Here is a 16,871-nt window from a genome sequence, read left to right as displayed (position 1 = left end):
TCACGACCAGACCAAGGAGTTTCCATGCGTTACCTGCACACCATGATCCGCGTCACCGACCCCGATGCGACGATCGCCTTTTTCGAACTGCTCGGACTGAAGGAGGTCCGTCGCATGGAGAATGAGGCCGGTCGCTTCACGCTGATCTTCCTCGCCACGCCCGAGGAGATGCGCGGCCCCGGCGAGCGTGCCCAGGCCGAGGTCGAGCTGACCTATAACTGGGACCCGGAAAGCTATTCCGGTGGCCGCAATTTCGGCCATCTCGCTTATGAGGTCGACGATATCTACGAGACGTGCCAGCGGCTGATGGACGGCGGCGTCACGATCAACCGCCCGCCGCGCGACGGCAACATGGCCTTCATCAAGACGCCGGACGATATCTCGATCGAGCTGCTCCAGCGCGGTGCCCGGCTGGCCCCGGCCGAGCCCTGGTCGTCGATGCCGAACACCGGGACCTGGTGATGGCCGCACCCGCGCTGGAGATCGTCCGCGTCCCGGTCCTGTCGGACAATTACGCCTGGCTGGTGTTCGACCCCCTCACCCAGGAGGTGGCGGCGGTCGATCCCGGCGAGGCGGAGCCGGTGCTGGCGGCGGCCGCCGCGCGGGGCTGGACCGTCTCGCAGGTGTGGACGACGCACTGGCATCCGGATCACACCGGCGGCAATGCGTCGATGAAGGCGGCGGGCGCGACCATCACCGGGCCACGTGCCGAGCGCGACCGCATCCCGACGCTCGACACGCTGGTGGCGGAGGGCGATGTGGTGCGGATCGGCAGCCATACCGGCCATGTCCTCGCGGTGCCCGGCCACACCGCCGGGCACCTCGCCTTCCACTTCGCCGAGGACAAGGCGCTGTTCACCGGCGATACCTTGTTCGCCATGGGCTGCGGCCGCCTGTTCGAAGGGACGGCGGCAGAGATGTGGGCGAACATGGAGCGCTATGCCGCGATGCCCGACGACACGCGCGTCTATTGCGGCCATGAATATACCGCCGGCAACGCCGCCTTCGCCGTGACCGTCGAGCCGGACAATGACGCGATCGCCACGCGCCGTGCCGAGGTCGATCGGTTGCGCGCGGCCGGCGAGGCGACGGTGCCGACCAGCATCGGCCAGGAACGCGCCACCAACCCTTTCATGCGCGCCGGATCGGCCGAAGCGCTTGCCCGTCTGCGCGAGGCGAAGGATAATTTTCGCGGATAGGCCGTTGATACCGGTCCTTCCAGGAATAGGAGTGAAGCGATGCGTCGTTCGATCCCTCTGGCCCTGTTTCTCGGCATTGCCGGAGCGAGTGCCGCCGTGTTCGCGGCGGAGCAACCGGACGGCAACCAGCGATCCTACAACAGCAAGACGACGCTGAACCAGGCGCTGGCCGGACTGACCCCCGGCAAGCCGGTCGACTGCCTCCCCTTCACTCGCACGCCGTCGAGCGACAGCTTCGGCCAAACGGTGGTTTACCGCTACAGCAGTGACAAGAAATACGTCACCAATGTCGGGCCGGGATGCGAGGGTCTGGCGCGCGGCGACATCATGATCTCGCGCACCAGCTATGGCCGCTTCTGCCGGGGCGACATCATCCAGCTGGTCAACCCGGTCTCCCGTTTCCCGACCGGCAGTTGCGCCTATGGCGACTTCACGCCCTATACCCGGCAGGGCAAGGCGAAGTGAAAACCCGCGCACTGATCGCCGCCTTGCTGGCGCTGCCGCTGACCGCGGCGGCGGCCGACAAAAGCCCTCTGGCCGGCCGGGTCGCCGGGACGCCGCAACGCTGCATCACGCTCCGCCAGACCGAGGGGCTGACCATCGCCGAACGCGACCTGATCCTGTTCCGCGAGTCCGGCCGCCGCATCTATCGCGCCACGCCGATCGGCCAGTGCGGGCAGTTGCAACCGTTCAACGCGCTGATCCTCGATCTCTATTCGGGCAACACCGTCTGCGAGAACGACCGGTTCCGCGTCCTCACCTCCGGAACCAGCATCCCCGGGCCCTACTGCCGGTTCGGCAAGTTCGTGCCCTATGACCGTCCCGCCAAGCCCAGGTTGTAAACGGAGATCTGGCGACGGCGCGGCGGATGTCTGCGCTGCGCCCGTAGCGGTCAGCGGCGCGTGACCGCCGCCACATCGGGCGGCGACCAGCCGCCGCCCATCGCCTGATAGAGCGTGACATAGGCGTTGAGGCGATCGGCCCGCGCTTGGATCAGCGTCAGTTCGGCATTGAGCAGCCCGCGCTGCGAATCCAGTTGGTCGAGATAGCCCGAATAGCCCGCGCGGTAGCGGTTCGACGCATTGCGGAGCGCCGCCGCCAGGGCATCCCGCTGCGCCGCCAGGGCCTGCGCCTGCTCGCCCGAGCGGCGGACGCCGACCAAGCTGTCGTCCACCTCGCGGAACGCCACCAACGCCGCGCGGCGATAGGCATAGGCCGCCTGGTCCCGCCGGGCGGTGGCGACGTCCGCCTGCGCGCGGAGACGCCCGCCATCGAAGATCGGGGACAGGATGCTCGCTCCGATCGAGAACACCCCGATCGGATTGGCCAATGCGGTCGACAGCGCCACGCCCGCCGATCCGGTCAGCGCCAAATTGGGCAGTATCGCCGCCCGCGCGCTGTCGAGCGTGCGGTCGGTGGCGACCAACGTCTGTTCGGCCTGGTACAGGTCCGGCCGGCGGCGGAGCAGGTCGGCGGGCAGGCCATCGGGAATGGCCGGCGCGCGCAACCGTTCCAGCGTCACGCCGCGCGGGATCGTGCCGGGGGATGTGCCGAGCAACAGGCTGAGCGCATTCTCCTGCCGCGCGACCGCCAGTTCGGCGGCGGGCACCAATTGCTCGGTGGCGTGATATTCGCCCTCCGCCTGATGGAGCTCCAGGTTCGACGTATAGCCCGTTTCCGCCCGCCGCCGCGCGATGCGCAGCGCCTCCGCGCGCGACGCCAGGGTCTCTCGCGCCACCGCCAGCCGCCGGTCGAGCGCGCGGAGCGTGATATAGCCGGTGGCGACGCTGCTCGCGACCGACAGCCGCACCGCGTCGCGCGCGCCGTCGCTGGCGAGCAGTTGCGCCTGCGCGGCCCGGCTCGCCTGGCGCAGGCGTCCGAACAGGTCGAGATCATAGCTGATCTGCACCGCCGGCTGCGCGCCCAACGCATCGCTCGCGGTGCCGAACGGGCTGACGCTCTGCCCCGCCGTGCCGGGGGAGGCACCGCCGACCTGCGGCGTGCGCTGCGCCCGCGCCAGCCGGAACTGACCGCGTGCCTCCTCCACCCGCGCCACCGCGATGGCGAGGTCGACATTATTGGCCAACGCCCGCTCGACCAGTCCGGTCAGCACCGGGTCGCCGAAACCCTGCCACCAATCGGCCCGCACCGGCTCCCCCGGCCCCAGCGCGGTGCGCCAGCCGGGCGGCGGCGCGACCGTGGCGGCGGGTGGCGCCTCCGGGCGCGACCCGATGCATCCCGCCAGCGACACGGTCGCGGCCACCCCGATGATCGTCCGGCGCATCACCGCAGGCGCGGCCCCGTGCTGGTGTCGACGCGCGCCTGCACCGACATGCCGGGCCGCAGCCGCTGCGCCAGCGCCTGGCCCGGATCGATGCGGATGCGCACCGCGATCCGCTGCGGCACCTTGGTGAAGTTGCCGGTGGCATTGTCCGCCTTCAGCACCGCGAACTCGCTGCCCGCGGCCGGCGAGATGCGCTCGACCCGCCCGGTCAGTCGGGCATTGGCCAGCGCGTCGACGGTGAAGCTGGCCGGCTGGCCGACCGTCATCCGCGCGGTCTGCGCTTCCTTGAAATTGGCAATCACCCAGGTTTCGGGCGGCACCAGGAACATGAGCTGCGAGCCCGCCGTGACATATTGGCCGACACGCACCCCGACCTCGGACAGCCGCCCCGCCTCCGGCGCGCGGACCAATGTGTTGCTGAGGTCGATCTGCGCCAGCCGCCGTGCCGCCTCCGCGCCGGATACGCCCGCCTGCTGGCCGCCGCGTCCGACCTCGACCGTCCGCACGTCCTGCCGCGCGATCTCGCGGGCGGCACGCGCCTGCTTCACCCCGGCCTGGGCCTGACGCAGTGCCGCCAGCGTCTGGTCCTGCTCGCGCAACGATACCGAGCCGTCACGGACCAGGTCGTCGACCCGGTTCATGTCCGCCTGCGCACGCATCAGCTGCGCCTCGGCATTGGCGACGGCGGCATCCTGCGCGACGAGGCTGGCGGCACGGCTGCGCTGCGCCTGGGCGCTGTTGGCGAGCGTCGCCGATTGCGCCGCGACCTGCGCATCGGCCTGCTCGACCCGCTGGCGATAGATACGGTCGTCGATCATCACCAGCGGTTGCCCGGCGCGCACCGCCTCGAAATCGCGGACCAGCACCTGTGTGACATAGCCCGATACCTGCGGCGCGATCACCGTGGTCCGGCCGCGCACATAGGCATTGTCGGTCGACTCATAGGATGTGGCGAAGGGCGGCAGCCGCCACGCCGCCAGCACCGCCAGTACGCCCGCGATCGCCAGCAGCAGCAGCACGATCGTCGCCGTGCCGCTGGGCCGCTGCGGTTTCCAGCCCGAACCGGCCGTGGGGACGGCCGTCGGGGCGGCGGCCTCCGCCGCGCGTTCCTCGGTCACCGGCTCGGCGGCGACGGGGGTCCGAACGTCCGTCATGCACCCTGCTCCATCGCCAGACGCGCCGCCTGCCTGGCCCGCCGCGTCCGGCGCAGCAGCAGGAACAGCAGATACAGGAACGTCGCCGCCGCCATCACCGCGACGAGCCGGAACACATCGTCATAGGCGAGCACGTTCGCCTCGCGCGTCGCCGCTTGCGACAACAGCGCGCCGCCCTCCGCACTGCGCAATCCAGGGTCGCCGACCACCCGGCCGACCGCCGCGCCGCCGGCCTGGAGGCGCTGCATCACCAGCGGGTTGGTCGGGTCGACCGCATCGACGATCGCGGCGCTGTTCGCCTTCTCGCGCACCACCTGATAGGTGCCGAGCAAGGCGGTGCCGGCCAGGCTGCCGACCGAGTTGATGATGCCGAACAAGGCGATGAAGCTGATGATGTGGCCGGCCCCTTCCTTCAATGCGCGCGTCATGCCGAACAACAACGCCGGCCCCAGGAAAAAGGTGGCCGAAAAGGCGATCAGCGCCTGCGTCACATAGAGTTCGGGCGCGCGGGTCAGGCTGGTCGACTGCGCGTCCATCCACGCCGCCACCGCGACGAGGCCCACCGCCAGCATGATCGGATGCGCCAGCCGCTCGACGTCGAGCGTCACCGCGCTCAGCACCACCCCGGCGACCGAGGCGAGGAAGATGATCGTGAAGAACGGCCCCAGCTGATCGTTGTTCTGCCCCAGCGTGGTCAGCAGCCCGACCGCCGCGAAGCTCTGCTCCGCCAGTACGATCCGCGCCATCAGCGTGACGATGGCGAACCGGACGATGTCGGCGCTCGCCAGCCAGCGCGTGTTGAGCAGCGGATTGACGCGGTGATGCTCGATCCACAGCGCCGCCGCCAGCAGCGGGATCGCGCCGATCAGCGACCAGCCGATCCACGCGGCATTGGTCCACCAGACGATCCGGCCCAGGCCCAGCACCGCCGAGAACAGCGCCATCGCCCCCGCATAAAGCGTGAAGGTGACGAAATCGAGCGGCTCGAACGCGCGCTGCCGCGTGGTCGGCGGCAGGCGCAGCGCCGCGACCGCCGCCAGCGACAGGAGGGCGAGGCCCAGCTCGAACAGATACAGCGTCCGCCATTGCGACATGGCGAGCAGTTCGGGCGAGAAGAGCCGGGCGAGCGGCGTCGCGCATTGGGGCACGCCGATGCCGATCACCACCGCCTTCAGCCGCCATTTCGCCGGCAATGCCTGCATCATGTAATAGAGGCCCAGGCTTGACAGCGCCGCCGCCGCCATGCCGCTCGATGCGCGTACCACGATCGCCGACCAGAAGTCGTGGACGAACAGATGCGCCAGCGTCAGCGCGACATAAAGGCCGACGAACAGCAGCGCGAACGGCCGCAGCCCGAATTGCTGGCGGAACTTGATGAGCAGCAGGTTGATGCTGACATTGCTCATCACATAGACGGTCGGCAACCAGGCGATCTCCGCCGGGTCCAGCCCCAACGCGCCCTGCAGCGTATAGGTGTTGGCGGAGACCAGCGCATTGCCCAGCCCGGCGGTGAGCCCGACCAGGATCGAGATCGCGCCATAGGCGATCCGCCGCCCGGTCGGATGGTCGGGCGAACCCGGCGAACCCGGCATGGCCGGCCGCTCATGCGGCGCGAAGGTCCAGTCCTCCTCGGTCAGGAAGCGGCGCGCACGCCCGAACAGGGCGGCGGCGGTCACAGCGCCACGCCCTCGCGCCCCGCCAGGTCGACGATATAGTGCCAGGCCACCCGGCCTGACCGGCTGCCGCGCTGCGTCGCCCAGCGCACCGCCAGGTCGGGATCGTAGGACAGGCCGTACGCCGCGGCATAGCCGGCGACGATCGCGAGATACTGGTCCTGGTCGATGGCGTGGAAGCCCAGGCTGAGGCCGAACCGGTCGGCAAGCGCCAGGTGATCGTCGATCGAGTCGCGCGGATTGATCGCGCTTTCCTGCTCGGCGATATCCCGTGCGGCGATATGGCGGCGATTGGCGGTGACCAGCAGCCGGACATTCGCTGGCCGCGCCTCCGCCCCGCCCTCCAGCATCGAGCGGAGCAGTCGCGCCTCGGCCGGATCGTCGACGCCCAGGTCATCGACGAACAGGGCGAAGGCGCGCGGCACCGGGGCGAGCACCGCGAACAAGGCGGGCAATTGGTGGAGCGTCGCCACCTCGACCAGCGCCAAGTCGCCGCCCGCCGCCTGGACCGCGCCCACCGCGCTCTTCACCAGCGCCGACTTGCCAGTGCCGCGCGCGCCCCAGAGCAGCACGTCCTGCGCGGCGCGGCCGCCGGCGAGCCGGTGGAGATTGTCGACCAGCGCCGCCTTCTGCCGGTCGATGCCGAGCAGACGGTCCAGCGGCTGCGGCACGAAGGCCCGGGTCGCCGCCAGCACGCCGTCCCGCCAGACATAGGCGGGATGCGCCCGCGCATCCGCTGCGGGCGGCGGTGGCGGCGACAGGCGTTCAAGGGCAGCGGCGATCCGTTCGAGTGCATCCATCAGGATCGCCTAATGAAAAGATCGCGCGCTGACAGCCCCTGAATATGTCGCTGACCGAAAGCCTTACTTGGTCCAGCGATCCATCCAGCCCAATACCTCGCCATACCATTGGCGCGAGTTGCGCGGCTTCAGCACCCAGTGGTTCTCGTTCGGGAAGACGACCAGCCGCGACGGGATGTCGCGCCGCTGCAACGCGGTGAACGCCGCCAGCCCCTGGGTATAGGGGATGCGGAAGTCCTTCTCGCCGGTGATGACCAGCATCGGCGTCTTCCAGTTCTGTACGAAGTTGACCGGGTTCCACTTCTCGAACGCGGCGGGGTCCTCATAATAGGTCTTGCCGCCATGTTCCCATTCGTCGAACCACAGTTCCTCGGTCTCATAGGCCATGGCGCGGGCGTCGAACACGCCGTCATGCTGGACGATGCACTTGAACCGGTCGGGCCACTTCCCCTCGATCCAGTTCATCATATAGCCGCCATAGGAGGCGCCCAGCGCGCAGGCGCGGTTGCTGTCGAGCCAGTCGAACTTGGCGGTCGCCGCCGCCAGCCCCTTTTGCAGGTCCTCCAGCGGCCAGCCGCCCCAATTGTTGCTGATCGAGTCGGTGAAGCGCTGGCCGTATCCGGTCGAACCATGGAAATCGACCGCCACCGTCGCATAGCCGCCGCCGGCGAACACCGCCGGGTTCCAGCGATAGGACCAACTGTTGTTGCTCGACCCCTGCGGCCCGCCATGCACCATGAAGGCGATCGGCGCGGGCGTCGTCATCCCGGCCGGCTTCACGGCATAGCCCCAGACCGTATCGCCGTTCGCGCCGGTGAAGTTGAAGCGCGACACGGTCGGCATGTCGATGCTGGCCAGCTTCTGCGCGTTGACGCTGGTCAGGCGCGTCGGCGTGCCGCCCCTGCCCGACACCATGAAATAATCGTCGGGCGCGACCAGGCTGTTCATCGCCACGACCGCCCCCTTGGGCACCACCGCGACCGCCGAGACATGGCCCTGCCCGGTCAGGCGCGTCACCTTGCCGCTGGTCGCATCGACCCGGAACAGCGGCGTCTCCTGCGTGTCGTCGGCGGTGACGTAGAGTGACTTGCCGTCCGGCGCCCAGGCGATCGAGCCGACCGAACGGTCCCAGTCCTGGGTCAGGGCACGCACCCGACCACTCGCCAGGTCGCGGACCATCAGCACCTGCCGGTCGGCTTCGAAGCCGGGACGCGTCATCGCGAAATAGGCAAGCGTGCGGCCATCGGGGGAGACGGTCGGCAGATTGTCCGTCGCCTGATTGTCCCGGGTCAGGTCGACCGGCGCAGACGATCCGTCGGCGGGCGCGGCGAAGATGTCGAGATTGGTCGAGGTCGCCTCGATCCGCCCGGCCTCGCGCAGGGCGAAATAGACGGTGCGGCTGTCGGGGCTCCACGCCACTTCCTCGCCGCCGCCGAACGGCTTGGACGGCGTATCGCCGACCAGCTTGCCAGTGATCGGCACGCCGTCGCCGGTCGCGCCGTCCGGGGTCAGCGGCAGGACGAAGAGCTGCGAGCGATTGCCGTCCGCCCATGTGTCCCAGTGGCGCACGAAGAGCTGGTCATAGGTGCGGCCGGAGCCGGCATCCTCCGCCTTCTTCTCCATGGCGGGCGCCAGGCTCGCCGCGCCGGGCTTGCGATCCGCCCAGACCAGCAGCTTGCTGGCATCGGGTGATACCTTGAAGCCGTTGAAGCCGCCCGCGAACCGCGTCACCTGCCGGGCGGGGCCGCCGGTGATCGGCATCGCCCAGACCGCGCCGTCGCCGCCACCCTTGTCGGAGGTGAAATAGACGGTGTCGCCGACGATCTGCGGGTCGTTCTCGTTGACGTCGGGCTCGGCCGCCAGCTTCTCCGGCTGCGCGCCGCGCTTCGTCAGGTCGAGCCGCCACAGATCGTAGCGGCCCTTGTCGGCCGCGACATCGGTTTCGCGCTGCGCCCAGACCAGCCAATGCCCGTCCTTCGACGCGGCGGGCGCACCGACGCGGCTCAGCGTGGTCAGGTCCTGGATGGTGAACTGCCGCGCGGCGGCCGGCGCGGCGACGGAAGCGAGCGCGACGCCCGCGAACAGGAAAGTCTTCATGCAGATCAGGGTAGAGCAGATGCGCGGCGGCGCTTCAACCGCCCGACTCACCGATGGTGCTGCATCTCCGAGCCCGATGATGGACGCTCGAATCGATGCGTTATCGCGAGCGCGGAGAACTACCCAGACTCCGGCGCGCCGGCTCTGGATGGTTCGCTACGCTCGCGGTGACGATGCCGGACGATGGGGACGCAATGCGGTCCCGTCACCGTCCATTGCCCGACCGACCACAAGGGCCGGTTTCGGACCTTATCGCAGGCCGCCGGTGATCCGCTTGATCTCGCTCTGGACCATCGCCTCGACCATGCCGGGCAGGTTCGCATCCAGCCATTCGCGCAGGACCGGCTTTAGCATCTCGCGGACCAGCCCTTCGAGCGTGCCGTCGCTGCCGGGTTCCGGCTTCACCATCAGGCGGGCGAGCTGGTCGAGCGCGCCGCGGCTGGCGGCCACGGTCTGGCTGGACACGATCGCTTCGGGCACGGCGGCGGGGGCCGGCGGCGGCGTGACGGGCTGGCTCACCGGCTTGGACTCCGCACGGACCGGCTCGGGCGCGACGGCGACCGGCTCGGGGCGACGCTCCGGCTGGACGGCCGCCTGCGGCTCGGGCTGAGGCTCCGGCTGGGGCGCGACGGCCTCGACCGGTTCGGAGAGTTCGAGCACTTCATCCTCATCCTCTTCTTCGACCGGTGCCTGGACGACGCGGCCCATGCGACGGCCCCGCGTCGGTCCGCTTTCCTCTTCGGCGATGATCCGCTTGATCGAGGAGAGGATCTCTTCCATCGACGGCTCGGCGCTCATGTCCCCCATCACCGCAATTCCCTGTTCGGCCACCGTCATTGGCGGCTCGGTGCCGACGCACCTGTGGTCAGAGCAGGGCTTCTGTCAACGCCAGACTCCAGCACCGGGTCCAGCGGCCGCCGGACCGTCGCGTCCTGCGCCGGCGTCTGCGCCGTGCTGGTCGCCACCGGACCGGGCTCGCCATCGCCGCCGAAATCGTTGAAGCGATTGCGGACCCGCTTGAAGTTCAGCGTCGGATCATAGAGCGACGCCCCCTCCAGATTGAGGTCGCGCGCCTCCGCATCGCCCATCGCGGCGAGCAGCGCGAAACCGGCGACATAGGCGTCGCGCCGCGCCGTCACCAGCGTCACCTGGCTGTTGAGCAGTTCCTGCTCGGCGTTGAGGATGTCGAGGATCGTGCGCGTGCCGACGCTGTTTTCGGCGCGGACGCCCTCCAGGCTCAGCTTGTTGGCGCTGACCGCGGTCTCGGCCGAGGCGATCACCTGCTGCGAGGAGCGATAGATGGCGAAGGCGGACCGGGTCTGCGCGATCACCTGCCGCTCGGCGGCGGTGACGTTCTCGATCGCCTGGCTGCGCAGCGCCTCCGCCTGGCGGACCTGCGCGGCGGGACGCCCGCCCTGGAACAGCGGCACGGTCAGCGCCAGGCCGACATTGGCGGACTGGCCCGACTGGCCCGGCTTGATATTGGTGCCGGCACCCAGCGCGCCCAGATAGTTGAAGTAGTTGCCGCCGACCACGACGTTCAGCCGCGGCAGCCTGCTGGCCCGGGCGACGTCGATATCGAACCGCGTCGCGTCGCGCTGCTTGCCGGCGGCCAGCAAGGTCGGATTTTCCCGAAGCGCCTCGGCCACCGCATCGGCGGGCGACTTGGGCAGGTTCGGCAGCGGCGGCGGCGGCTGGAGGTCGGTCGGCGCGTCGCCCACGAAGCGGATATAATTCTCGCGGCTGGAGATGAGCTGCGCCTCCGCCGACTGGAGCTGCGCGCGCGCCTGCGCCAGCCGCGCCTCGGATTGCGCCACGTCGGTTCGGGTCAGGTCGCCGACCTGGAAGCGGTCGCGGCTGGCGTTCAGATTTACCTCCAGCACGCGGACATTCTGGCCGTTCAGCCCGACGATCGCCTCGTCGCGGATCACGTCCATATAGGCGCCGACGACGCTGGTGAACAATTGCGCCTCGGTGCCGCGCAGCTGCGCCTGCCCCGCCTCGACCCGCGTCTCCGCCCCGCGCACCGCGTTGCGCACCGCGCCGCCCTGGAAGATCGGCACGGAAAGCTGCGTCGTGCCCTGCGCCAGCCGCGCCGGATTGCTCAGCGTGTTGCTGGTCGACGGATTGGGGACCAGCACATTCTCGGTATAGCCGCCCGTCGCCGAGACGCTGGGCAGGCCGTTCGCCCGCGCCAGCGGCACATTCTCGTCCACCGCGCGCAGGTTGGCGCGCTGTCCCGTGATCGTCGGGTTGGTCTCATAGGCCTTGAGCAGCGCATCGCGCAGCGTTTCCGCCGACACGGGCGCAGCCAGGGCCAGGCCGGCGAACGCAGCGCCGGCGACGCGGGACGGGCGCATGGGATCAGAACCGGAAGGCGGTGGGCTTGGCGAAGCCGGGCAGCACCACGCATTCGGCATCGACGAACGGCATGACGCCCACGCCGCCCTCGGTCCGGCGACCGCTGGTCAGGCGGGTGACGTTCTTGTCGACGATGCCGGCGGCGATGCGGCCCTCGACACGCAGCTGCGCGACGAGCGCGGCGGGCAGTTCCTCGACCGAACCATCGACCAGCAGCACGTCATAGGGCGCACCGGCCGCATGACCCTCGGCCATCGGCCCTTCGATCCAGGTGATGCCGGCCGCGTCGGGCATGGCGGCGCGCGCGGTGGCGAGCAGCTCCGCGTCGCTCTCGACCGCCGTCACCGTCGCGCCCAGCTCCACCAGCACGGCCGCCGTATAGCCGGTGGCCGCGCCGATCAGCAGCACGCGGTCCTGGGGCAGGATCGCCGCCTCGGTCAGCAGCCGGCCGGTTGCCATCGGATTGTTGAGATACCGGCCGCGTCCCAGCGGGATCGGCGTGTCGCGATAGGCGAGCGTGCGGGCCTCGGCCGGCACGAAGTCCTCGCGCGCCACGCTGGCCATCGCCGCCACCACCCGGATATCGTCCACGCCCGTCGTGCGGAGCTGGCTTGCCACCATCGCATGACGCATCGTCGCCGTATCGGTCATCCCCGTGCCCACCCCAATTTCGCTACCCATGATCATCCCTTCGCACAGGTGTCGTACCCATGCAATACACTTGTTGCGCTCGCTTTCTACCGCGCGCCGCTTTCGTCGCCAAGCGTTGAGAGGGGCGCGGCTTTTCGGGGGAGCCCGGCGCGCTCGACGCGGTTGATGCATGAAAATCGCGCATCGCCGGTTGACGCGGGCGAAAAACATGCCCATTGCCCCGCCTCCACCGCATCGAGGCGCGATGGCGGAGTGGTGACGCAGAGGACTGCAAATCCTTGCACCCGGGTTCGATTCCCGGTCGCGCCTCCAGATCATTGTCGATTTTCACGCCGGACTGCTCATTTTTTCGAAATGAGCAGTTCGTGGCATCGACAAAACAGGTCCGCCAACACCCATGTGAACCGGCAAATCAAGGAAATTGCTAATCTCCATCGGTCGATCACGGTCGAAGAGAATTATGTAATTTTTTGGCGCTTTGGATCACGGTCAACGAACACACTGGGCGTAGGGTACGCGCCCACCCATTCCCGTAAATGACGCGATTGCTGTTAGGATGGCCATGCCTAAGTGCATATCCGAAGATGTCGTCCGGCTACCCCGCGCCATATTACGCGACGATTGCACTAATAAGTTAGTTGACGACATCGAAATTGGGTGGATTGGTACTACCTCAATCAGGTAGACCTACGAAAACATGTGTAATTGTCTTAAATTTACTTTATGATCTCCAAGGCATCTCTAGGTTTGTGCGTCCCACATCGAATGCAAGTGACGATCCTCCCCTAACCTGCGCGGACTGCGAAATAATAAAGTCTCGATCGCCGAAGAGTGGATGCTCAATGACGTCGAGCAGGAGGCGGCCCACGCAGGAGTTGATGACGGTCTCCGGCAGCGGGCGCTCGAGCATGACGAAGCCCGTCCCGCCGTGCGTGAAGAAGACGAAGCCCTCGCCCCGAAGCTTCACCTCGAGCGAGGCACCGTACACCTTCACCTCCACGAACGGTCCTTCGATGTCGTCGCAGACAATCGCGTCGGCGATCAGCGGTTCAGGGCGCCAGGGACAAACGGCGCCTGCCTTGATCCTGCGGTCGGTCACGGAGCCGGGATCGTCGCGTCCCGCCTTCCGAGTGGTGATCGATGGCCACCGATGTCCCGGCCGAAGCCGCTGCATCGCTTCCGGAACGTTCGATCCGACGGAAGCGAGCACCTTTGGTACGATCGCCGACATCGAGTCCATGGTGACGGCTAGGCGAGCAGCGCCTGCGCACCGGTATCGGCGGGCGGAGCGGCGGCGACTGCGACCGCGGCCATCGCGAGTGTCACAGCGATGCGGACCAGTGGGCGGGACGTGAGCAAATCAGCCATGACGAAGGGCCTCCGTGATCTCGAGTTTGGCCGCGCGCGCGGCAGGTAGTACCGCGGACAGCGCGGCGATCAGCGCTAGGCCGAACACTACCGCAGCGATCACCCAGGGGGCCGAGAACAGGTCGACCCTGATGGGGATGGGGGTGGAACGGCCTGGCGGGGTCCAGCTAAAGCCGCCGACGTTGATCACGCCCTTGGCGAGGAGTAGCGCGAGCCCCGCACCGACCAGCGTGCCAACGAGCCCGAGCAAGGCTCCCTCGGTCACGAAGATGCGGCGGATGCGCGGCACCAACCGCTACGACGTGCGCGCGCACGATCTGCTGCTCGACCGCCATGCCGGCTTGGAGAAATCGACCGGGCGCGGCTTGTCGCCGCTGGAAAGGTGGGAAGCCGATAATGCGCGTGCGGCTTAAGGGCGTTTACAAGAGTGAAAAGAAGGCACGGGACGGGAGCAAGCGCACCTACTGGTTTCTTCGCGGCGTCGGCGCGATCAACCCCCTGCCCGGCGATGAAGATGCGCCATTCTCGCCCGGTCAGCCGGCATTTATGCGCGCCTATCATGCGGTGATCGACGCACCGCGCCAGGCTCGCGTGCTGGGGACGTTGCTGTCCGTCATCGATCGCTACCAGAAGAGCCAAGCCTATGTCGCTTTGTCTGTCCGAACGAAGAGCGACTATGACAAGGCGCTGATCAAGATCGCCGGTAAATTCGGGTCCTACCCGCTGGAGGTCATCGACGATCCGAAGATTCGCGTCCGCTTCCTGGAATGGCGCGACGATATGGCGATAGCCTCACCGCGCCAGGCGGACGCGGTGATCGCCGTGTTGCGCGTGCTGCTGGAGTGGGCGCGCGATCGCGGACTGCTCACGCACAATCACATCACGCGGCCGAAGAAGGTCTACAAGGCCGATCGCGCGGACAAGCTCTGGCTGCCGCCCGATATCGAAGCGATGCGCGCGGTGGCCTCGCCGGAGATCCGGCTGGCCTTTGAGCTGGCGCTGGCGACCGGGCAGCGCAAGAGCGACCTGCTGGCGCTGACCTGGGCGGACTATGACGGCGCGCGCATCCGGCGTCGGCAGGGCAAGCGCAAGCGGCAGATCGACATGCCGATCACCCGCGCCCTGAAGGCGCTCCTCGATGCCGAACCGCGTCCGGCGGCGACGATCCTGTCGCGTAATGGCAAGCCATGGGGGAGCGTCAATTTCGATCACCGCTGGCGCGAGGCCGTCGTCGCGGCCGGACGCAATGGCCTGCATTTCCATGATCTGCGGGGGACAGCCTGCACCGTCCTGGCCCAGGCCGGAGCGACGCCCAGCGAGATTGCCGCGATGCTCGGCTGGACCGTCTCGACGGTCGCCCGAATGCTCGATGTCTACCAGGCGATGACGGCCGCACTGAGTGACTCCGCGGTCGCCAAACTCGAAGCACACGACGCAAAATTGCGGAAAAAAGTGCGGAAAGCCAATTCCACTACCCCGGCAAAAGGGGTAAAAAGCCAATGAAATCAATGGCTGGGGCGGCAGGATTCCCATCCCAGCAAAGCTGCTCGCTAAGTACTTGATTCCACTAGCGCGCAGGTACCGCCTGCACACACCATTGCTACTATGCATTGGCACAGTTTTCAATTGCGATTTGGACGGTATTGGACGCTAGCAAGAGACGTGTCGGCGCAGTGGTGCATGCAGGAACGCTTGTCCGTCGATGGCTGGTCCTTCCTGGCCGAAACAGCGAGGCACGCGGACCGAAGCGCGGTTTTAAGTTTAGCGGTTCGTCCCGGCGCCTATGCCGGCAACAGCCCCACCGCGCGGTAGCTGGCGATCATCTTATCGAAGAGCGCGATGTCCGATCGGCCCCTTGCGAAGAGTTGTGCGCCGGCAACCGCCGCATAGATCGCCTTTGCCCTCGCTTCGCTTTCACCCGCTTCGACGACCTTGGCATCAACGAGCAGCTTGCCGAGCCACGCGACGTTGACGTCGGCGAAGCATTGCACCTCGGCCTTCACCGGATGGGGAAGATCGTCATATTCGGCGGCCATGAAGCTGGACAAGCAGATGCGGTTGTCGTTCGACAGCGAGGCCCGGAAAATCTCGGGATAGCGGCGTAGCGCGGCCAGCGGGTCGGGCGCTTCGTCCGCAATGGCGTCGAGCTGCTCGACCGTGTCTTCCCAATAGCGCCGCGCCACCGCCGCGCCGAGATCGGCCTTGGTTGCGAAATGATGATGGATGCTGGGCGCCTTGATCCCGACTTCAGCCGCGATGTCCCGGAAGTTGAGGCCGTTATAGCCACGCGCCATCGCAGTCCGCCGTGCGGCGGCCAGCACCGCTTCCCTGGATGTTGAAACCGCCACTGCTCCACCCGTCTCGCCAACCCGACCAAGTGGTAGATAGACCTTGACGCCCATCACGCAAGCGCGCATTTGCCGGCCTACCGATCACTTGGTAGGTAAAACTATGATGTCGCAATCCCCGCCGCCGCCGACCACGAAGCTCCGCCTGTTCACCTCTCCCTCGGCGTTCCCCAATCCCCAGCGCCTGCGCATCTTCCTGCACGAGAAAGGCATTGCCGACCGTTTCGACGAGCAGGTCTATAATATGTCGCCGATGGGCGAGCAGCGGCAGTGGAAGCACCTGAAGATGAACCCATGGGGTGAAACCCCGACGCTTGAATTGGCCGATGGCAGCTTCATCTCGGAAACTGCCGCCGTCGTGCGTTATCTCGACCAGGCATTTCCGGGGCGCCGGATCATGGGCGAGACGGCCGAGGAGCAAGGGCTCGACGCCATGTGGGACAATCGCATCTGGGTGCACATCCTCTACCGCATCACCACCGCGTTCCACGTCCTGCACCAGGGACTCGGACCCAAGCTCGAACTGACCTCGAACCCGGCATGGGGCGAGCATTGCCGCAAGGAAGCGCTGGCGCATACCGCGCTAGTCGACCGGCATCTGGCCGATGGCCGCGACTGGCTGCTCGGCGGTGCGGAGCCGACCTTTGGGGACATCACGCTGGCGACTGCTATCGCCTTTTCCAAGTTCGAGGTGAACGCGATGCCGCTCGACGAGCGCTATGAACATATCGATGCGTTCTGGCAGCGGTGGCAGCGCCGCCCAACGTTCCTCGCCGCCTATGCCGATCGCAGCAGTGGCGTGCCAGAACTGGATACCCGCGCCTAGCATTACAGTTGCGTTCTTGATCGGACATGTGACCGTTGAGCGGCGGCTTGGTGGGCGCGTCGCCAGCATGACCAAGCGATAACGCGACGAGGCTCGATGCGCCGCTGGGC

Annotated in this window: 18 protein-coding genes and 1 tRNA gene; 8 read left to right on the top strand and 11 right to left on the bottom strand. The window is 67.7% G+C overall.

Annotated elements, in window-relative coordinates; translation table 11 throughout:
- Window positions 1-24 precede the first annotated feature (24 nt).
- From QE452_RS04025 to QE452_RS04010, 4 genes are read left to right on the top strand one after another with little or no spacing between them, the layout of a single operon-like run.
- Window positions 25-462 (top strand): VOC family protein, encoded by a 438-nt coding sequence (locus tag QE452_RS04025; protein ID WP_309659922.1) that lies wholly within the window; start codon window positions 25-27, stop codon window positions 460-462.
- Window positions 462-1,199, top strand: coding sequence for a hydroxyacylglutathione hydrolase (gloB, locus tag QE452_RS04020; RefSeq protein ID WP_309659945.1), 738 nt, complete (start codon window positions 462-464; stop codon window positions 1,197-1,199). Before QE452_RS04025 ends, gloB begins: the two co-directional genes overlap by 1 nt.
- Before the next feature lie 39 nt (window positions 1,200-1,238).
- Entirely contained in the window at window positions 1,239-1,664 is a 426-nt protein-coding gene (locus QE452_RS04015) for a hypothetical protein (protein ID WP_125993944.1), read from the top strand.
- The gene (locus QE452_RS04010; protein ID WP_309659923.1) at window positions 1,661-2,041 is read left to right on the top strand and encodes a hypothetical protein; all 381 of its coding nucleotides are present in this window, start codon (window positions 1,661-1,663) and stop codon (window positions 2,039-2,041) included. Before QE452_RS04015 ends, QE452_RS04010 begins: the two co-directional genes overlap by 4 nt.
- 50 nt (window positions 2,042-2,091) lie before the next feature.
- Here the strand turns inward: QE452_RS04010 and QE452_RS04005 are convergent, their stop codons facing one another.
- The 8 genes from QE452_RS04005 to QE452_RS03970 all read right to left on the bottom strand — a co-directional run bounded on the left by QE452_RS04005 (window position 2,092) and on the right by QE452_RS03970 (window position 12,249).
- Window positions 2,092-3,483 carry an efflux transporter outer membrane subunit gene (locus QE452_RS04005; RefSeq protein ID WP_309659924.1) on the bottom strand — a complete coding sequence of 464 codons (1,392 nt, stop codon included), beginning with the start codon at window positions 3,481-3,483 and terminating at the stop codon, window positions 2,092-2,094.
- On the bottom strand, window positions 3,483-4,637 hold the full coding sequence (locus QE452_RS04000; RefSeq protein ID WP_309659925.1) for an HlyD family secretion protein: 1,155 nt from the start codon (window positions 4,635-4,637) through the stop codon (window positions 3,483-3,485). The genes QE452_RS04005 and QE452_RS04000 overlap by 1 nt, the downstream gene beginning before the upstream one ends.
- Entirely contained in the window at window positions 4,634-6,313 is a 1,680-nt protein-coding gene (locus tag QE452_RS03995) for an MFS transporter (RefSeq protein ID WP_309659926.1), read from the bottom strand. The genes QE452_RS04000 and QE452_RS03995 overlap by 4 nt, the downstream gene beginning before the upstream one ends.
- The gene (locus QE452_RS03990; RefSeq protein ID WP_405052725.1) at window positions 6,310-7,110 is read right to left on the bottom strand and encodes a DUF815 domain-containing protein; all 801 of its coding nucleotides are present in this window, start codon (window positions 7,108-7,110) and stop codon (window positions 6,310-6,312) included. The genes QE452_RS03995 and QE452_RS03990 overlap by 4 nt, the downstream gene beginning before the upstream one ends.
- 63 nt (window positions 7,111-7,173) lie before the next feature.
- Window positions 7,174-9,207 (bottom strand): S9 family peptidase, encoded by a 2,034-nt coding sequence (locus QE452_RS03985; RefSeq protein ID WP_309659927.1) that lies wholly within the window; start codon window positions 9,205-9,207, stop codon window positions 7,174-7,176.
- 249 nt (window positions 9,208-9,456) lie between these two features.
- On the bottom strand, window positions 9,457-10,014 hold the full coding sequence (locus QE452_RS03980; protein ID WP_309659928.1) for a DUF2497 domain-containing protein: 558 nt from the start codon (window positions 10,012-10,014) through the stop codon (window positions 9,457-9,459).
- Window positions 10,015-10,040: 26 nt separating this feature from the next.
- Window positions 10,041-11,567: a TolC family outer membrane protein gene (locus QE452_RS03975; protein WP_309659929.1), complete on the bottom strand. Its 1,527-nt coding sequence runs from the start codon at window positions 11,565-11,567 to the stop codon at window positions 10,041-10,043.
- Between the two features lie 4 nt (window positions 11,568-11,571).
- Window positions 11,572-12,249, bottom strand: coding sequence for a protein-L-isoaspartate O-methyltransferase (locus QE452_RS03970; protein ID WP_309659930.1), 678 nt, complete (start codon window positions 12,247-12,249; stop codon window positions 11,572-11,574).
- Window positions 12,250-12,457: 208 nt separating this feature from the next.
- On the opposite strand from QE452_RS03970, the gene QE452_RS03965 reads away from it, so the two are divergent.
- Window positions 12,458-12,531 (top strand) — tRNA-Cys (locus QE452_RS03965).
- A 409-nt stretch (window positions 12,532-12,940) separates the two neighbouring features.
- Here QE452_RS03965 and QE452_RS03960 read toward each other — a convergent pair.
- Together QE452_RS03960 and QE452_RS03955 are read right to left on the bottom strand one after the other, a co-directional pair.
- On the bottom strand, window positions 12,941-13,450 hold the full coding sequence (locus tag QE452_RS03960; RefSeq protein ID WP_309659931.1) for a hypothetical protein: 510 nt from the start codon (window positions 13,448-13,450) through the stop codon (window positions 12,941-12,943).
- A gap of 129 nt (window positions 13,451-13,579) precedes the next feature.
- Window positions 13,580-13,876, bottom strand: a complete 297-nt coding sequence (locus QE452_RS03955) for an FtsX-like permease family protein (protein WP_309659932.1) — start codon at window positions 13,874-13,876, stop codon at window positions 13,580-13,582.
- On the opposite strand from QE452_RS03955, the gene QE452_RS03950 reads away from it, so the two are divergent.
- Entirely contained in the window at window positions 13,866-14,000 is a 135-nt protein-coding gene (locus QE452_RS03950; RefSeq protein WP_309729640.1) for a hypothetical protein, read from the top strand. The two genes, QE452_RS03955 and QE452_RS03950, sit on opposite strands and share 11 nt — an antisense overlap.
- Window positions 13,984-15,090: a tyrosine-type recombinase/integrase gene (locus QE452_RS03945; RefSeq protein ID WP_309660550.1), complete on the top strand. Its 1,107-nt coding sequence runs from the start codon at window positions 13,984-13,986 to the stop codon at window positions 15,088-15,090. The genes QE452_RS03950 and QE452_RS03945 overlap by 17 nt, the downstream gene beginning before the upstream one ends.
- 278 nt (window positions 15,091-15,368) lie before the next feature.
- Here the strand turns inward: QE452_RS03945 and QE452_RS03940 are convergent, their stop codons facing one another.
- Window positions 15,369-15,989: a TetR/AcrR family transcriptional regulator gene (locus QE452_RS03940; protein WP_309660547.1), complete on the bottom strand. Its 621-nt coding sequence runs from the start codon at window positions 15,987-15,989 to the stop codon at window positions 15,369-15,371.
- Between QE452_RS03940 and QE452_RS03935 the strand changes: the two genes are divergently transcribed.
- Complete coding sequence (locus QE452_RS03935; protein WP_309660546.1) at window positions 15,979-16,761, top strand: glutathione S-transferase N-terminal domain-containing protein; 783 nt, start codon at window positions 15,979-15,981, stop codon at window positions 16,759-16,761. The genes QE452_RS03940 and QE452_RS03935 overlap by 11 nt on opposite strands.
- Window positions 16,762-16,871 lie beyond the last annotated feature (110 nt).

This window comes from Sphingomonas sp. SORGH_AS_0438, assembly GCF_031453475.1.
Classification (GTDB): domain Bacteria; phylum Pseudomonadota; class Alphaproteobacteria; order Sphingomonadales; family Sphingomonadaceae; genus Sphingomonas.
This window is presented reverse-complemented; position numbering and strand designations above follow the sequence as displayed.

Excerpts from the sequence above, each read along its gene's own strand:
- QE452_RS04025 (WP_309659922.1), top strand. The coding sequence starts at position 25 with ATGCGTTACCTGCACACCATGATCCGCGTCACCGACCCCGATGCGACG.
- gloB (WP_309659945.1), top strand. The coding sequence starts at position 462 with ATGGCCGCACCCGCGCTGGAGATCGTCCGCGTCCCGGTCCTGTCGGAC.
- QE452_RS04015 (WP_125993944.1), top strand. The coding sequence starts at position 1,239 with ATGCGTCGTTCGATCCCTCTGGCCCTGTTTCTCGGCATTGCCGGAGCG.
- QE452_RS04005 (WP_309659924.1), bottom strand. The coding sequence starts at position 3,483 with ATGCGCCGGACGATCATCGGGGTGGCCGCGACCGTGTCGCTGGCGGGA.
- QE452_RS04000 (WP_309659925.1), bottom strand. The coding sequence starts at position 4,637 with ATGACGGACGTTCGGACCCCCGTCGCCGCCGAGCCGGTGACCGAGGAA.
- QE452_RS03990 (WP_405052725.1), bottom strand. The coding sequence starts at position 7,110 with ATGGATGCACTCGAACGGATCGCCGCTGCCCTTGAACGCCTGTCGCCG.
- QE452_RS03985 (WP_309659927.1), bottom strand. The coding sequence starts at position 9,207 with ATGAAGACTTTCCTGTTCGCGGGCGTCGCGCTCGCTTCCGTCGCCGCG.
- QE452_RS03980 (WP_309659928.1), bottom strand. The coding sequence starts at position 10,014 with ATGGGGGACATGAGCGCCGAGCCGTCGATGGAAGAGATCCTCTCCTCG.
- QE452_RS03975 (WP_309659929.1), bottom strand. The coding sequence starts at position 11,567 with ATGCGCCCGTCCCGCGTCGCCGGCGCTGCGTTCGCCGGCCTGGCCCTG.
- QE452_RS03970 (WP_309659930.1), bottom strand. The coding sequence starts at position 12,249 with ATGGGTAGCGAAATTGGGGTGGGCACGGGGATGACCGATACGGCGACG.
- QE452_RS03960 (WP_309659931.1), bottom strand. The coding sequence starts at position 13,450 with ATGTCGGCGATCGTACCAAAGGTGCTCGCTTCCGTCGGATCGAACGTT.
- QE452_RS03950 (WP_309729640.1), top strand. The coding sequence starts at position 13,866 with ATGCGCGGCACCAACCGCTACGACGTGCGCGCGCACGATCTGCTGCTC.
- QE452_RS03945 (WP_309660550.1), top strand. The coding sequence starts at position 13,984 with ATGCGCGTGCGGCTTAAGGGCGTTTACAAGAGTGAAAAGAAGGCACGG.
- QE452_RS03940 (WP_309660547.1), bottom strand. The coding sequence starts at position 15,989 with ATGGGCGTCAAGGTCTATCTACCACTTGGTCGGGTTGGCGAGACGGGT.